The sequence below is a fragment of the Polaromonas sp. P1_E3 genome (assembly GCF_056405935.1).
Genome location: NZ_JBFUBD010000322.1, coordinates 1 through 3,109, shown reverse-complemented (window position 1 = coordinate 3,109; position 3,109 = coordinate 1). Strand labels below are relative to the sequence as shown.

At 60.0% G+C, this 3,109-nt stretch carries 4 protein-coding genes; all 4 read left to right on the top strand.

The features are described 5' to 3' along the window. On the top strand, positions 1–723 hold a 723-nt coding region (pstA, locus tag AC1D0Z_RS18545; protein WP_477659666.1), incomplete at its 5' end, for a phosphate ABC transporter permease PstA. Positions 724–751: 28 nt separating this feature from the next. Further along, positions 752–1,531, top strand: a complete 780-nt coding sequence (gene pstB, locus AC1D0Z_RS18540) for a phosphate ABC transporter ATP-binding protein PstB (RefSeq protein ID WP_007871927.1) — start codon at positions 752–754, stop codon at positions 1,529–1,531. Positions 1,532–1,698: 167 nt separating this feature from the next. After that, positions 1,699–2,400: a phosphate signaling complex protein PhoU gene (phoU, locus tag AC1D0Z_RS18535; RefSeq protein WP_477659665.1), complete on the top strand. Its 702-nt coding sequence runs from the start codon at positions 1,699–1,701 to the stop codon at positions 2,398–2,400. Positions 2,401–2,416: 16 nt separating this feature from the next. After that, the coding region (gene phoB, locus AC1D0Z_RS18530; protein WP_477659664.1) for a phosphate regulon transcriptional regulator PhoB at positions 2,417–3,109 on the top strand (693 nt) is incomplete at its 3' end.

Sequence of the window (3,109 nt, the reverse complement as noted above, 5' to 3'; positions counted from 1 at the left end):
CGCCTGGGTGTGGGCGGCCTCTCGATGGCCACGCTGACCCAGATGACGCCTGCTCCGAATGAAGAGGGCGGTATTGCCAACGCGATTTACGGCTCCTTCCTGATGGTGCTGCTGGCCACGTTTGTGGGTACGCCCATCGGCATCATGGCGGGCATCTACCTGGCGGAATACAACACCAAGGGCCTGCTGGCTTCGGTGACGCGTTTCGTCAATGACATCCTGCTGTCCGCGCCATCTATCGTGATTGGCCTGTTTGTCTACACCGTCGTGGTGTCGCAATTCAAAGGCTATTCAGGCTGGGCAGGCGTGCTGGCGCTGGCTTTGATAGTGATTCCGGTGGTGATACGCACCACCGAAAACATGTTGCAACTGGTTCCGCCGGGCTTGCGTGAGGCCGCCTATGCCCTGGGCGCGCCGAAGTGGAAGGTCATCACCAGCATTACGCTGCGTGCAGCGCGCGCCGGTGTGACCACCGGCATCCTGCTGGCGGTCGCGCGGATCGCCGGTGAAACGGCGCCGCTGCTCTTCACCGCGCTGAACAACCAGTTCTGGACGTCTGACTTGAGCCAACCTATGGCCAGTTTGCCTGTGACGATCTTCAAGTTTGCGCTGAGCCCTTACGAAAACTGGCAGCAACTGGCATGGGCAGGCGTTTTCCTCATCACGATGGCCGTGCTTGGCCTGAACATCCTGGCGCGTGTGCTGACACGCGCCAAAAACTGACAGCCCACACAACACAACAAGGTCAAAGATGGACACCATCACCGCACAACGCGAGCAATCGAAGATTTCGGTCAAGAACCTCGACTTCTACTACGGAAAGTTCCATGCCCTCAAGGGAATCAACCTGGAAATCCCGGAAAAGAAGGTCACCGCTTTCATCGGCCCCTCGGGCTGCGGCAAGTCCACGCTGCTGCGAATTTTTAACCGCATGTATGAGCTGTACCCCGAGCAGCGCGCAGAAGGCGAGATCATGTTTGACGGCGAGAACCTGCTCACGTCCAAAAAGGACGTGGCACTGATCCGCTCCAAAGTCGGCATGGTGTTCCAGAAGCCGACGCCGTTCCCGATGTCGATCTACGACAACATCGCTTTTGGCGTGAAGCTGTTTGAAAGCCTGAACGCCTCGGACATGGATGAACGCGTGGAGTGGGCGCTGCGCAAGGCCGCGCTCTGGACGGAAGTCAAGGACAAACTGAACCAGAGCGGCTCCAGCCTCTCGGGCGGCCAGCAGCAGCGCCTGTGCATTGCGCGCGGCATTGCCATCAAGCCAGAGGTCTTGCTGCTGGACGAGCCTTGCTCGGCGCTGGATCCGATCTCTACCGCCAAGGTGGAAGAGCTGATCGCCGAGCTGAAGAACGAGTACACCGTCGTCATCGTGACGCACAACATGCAGCAAGCCGCCCGTTGCAGCGACTACACCGCCTATATGTACCTGGGCGACCTGGTTGAATTCGGCGCGACTGAAGACCTGTTCTTCAAGCCCAAGCGCAAAGAAACAGAAGACTACATCACTGGCCGTTTCGGATGAACCCAATTGCCCCCTGTCTCGGCTCACTGCGTGTAGCCGGAATCCCCCTCAGGGGGACGGCGCCTGCTGCCCGGCAAAGCCGGTTCAGCGGCACCTGCTGGCCTCGTCCTCAGTGCTTCATGCGTTGTGGCCTCGACCGCAACGGCGAATAATCCAAAGGGAATAACATGCCTGATAAACACCTCTCGACCCAGTTTGACAGCGAACTCAACGGCGTATCTTCGCGCGTCATGGAGCTGGGCGGCCTGGTCGAATCACAGATTCGCCTGGCCATCTACGCGCTGTCACAGTTCAGCGCCGAAAGCGCCAACCAGGTGATCGAAACCGAAGCACGCGTCAACGCGATGGAAATCGACATTGACCGCGAGCTGTCATCCATCATCGCGCGGCGCCAGCCCACGGCCCGCGACCTGCGCCTGTTGATCGCGATTTCCAAAACCACCGCCAATCTTGAGCGTGCCGGCGACGAAGCCGAGAAGATCGCGCGCATGGTCAAGTCCATCATTGAAAGCGGCTCTGCCCGGGCTTTGCCTTCGTCGGACCTGCGTGTGGCAGCGGAGCTTGCCTCCGGCCTGCTGCGCAAGGCGCTGGATGCTTTTGCCCGCTTGGACACCGCGGTGGCTGTTTCCATTCTTAAAGAAGACGACCAGATCGACCAGGAATTCGACGGTTTTGTGCGCAAGCTCATCACTTACATGATGGAAGACCCGCGTACCATTTCGCCAAGCCTGGACCTGCTCTTTGTGGCCAAGGCCATTGAACGTGTGGGCGACCACGCCAAGAACATCGCCGAATTCATCATTTACATCGTCAAGGGCGCCGATGTCCGCCACACACCGATGGAGCAGATCGAATCTGCAGTGAAATGAGCCCCCAAATTTCATCATGAAACACCAGCCGCGCATATTGATTGTTGAGGACGAGCCGGCCATTGCCGAGTTGATTGCCGTCAACCTGCGGCACGGCGGCTTTGATCCCGTGGTGGCGGAAGACAGTGTCTCGGCCCAACGCGAACTTGACGCAGTGCTGCCCGACGCCATATTGCTGGACTGGATGTTGCCGGGCCAAAGCGGCATCGCGCTGGCTCGCCATTGGCGCAAGCAGGCTCGTACCAAGAGCATTCCCATCCTCATGCTGACGGCCCGCGGCGACGAGCCGGACAAAGTGGCCGGGCTGGATGCCGGCGCCGATGACTACATCACCAAGCCGTTCTCCACGCAGGAGCTGCTGGCCCGCATCCGCGCGGTGCTGCGCCGCCGCGCACCTGAATCGGTGAACGACAGCGTGACGGTGGGTGCGCTCATCCTGGATGCCGCTACCCACCGCATTTCCTATCAGGGCCAGGAGCTCAAGCTGGGCCCGACTGAGTTCAAGCTGCTGCACTATTTGATGAAACACGCCGAGCGTGTTCACAGCCGCAGCTCCTTGCTCGACAAGGTCTGGGGCGACCACGTCTTTATTGAAGAACGTACCGTCGACGTCCATGTCAAGCGCCTGCGCGAGGCACTGGGTACGGCGGGCACGATGGTGGAAACCGTGCGCGGCGCCGGCTACCGCTTGACTGCGATGTCCGCCAGC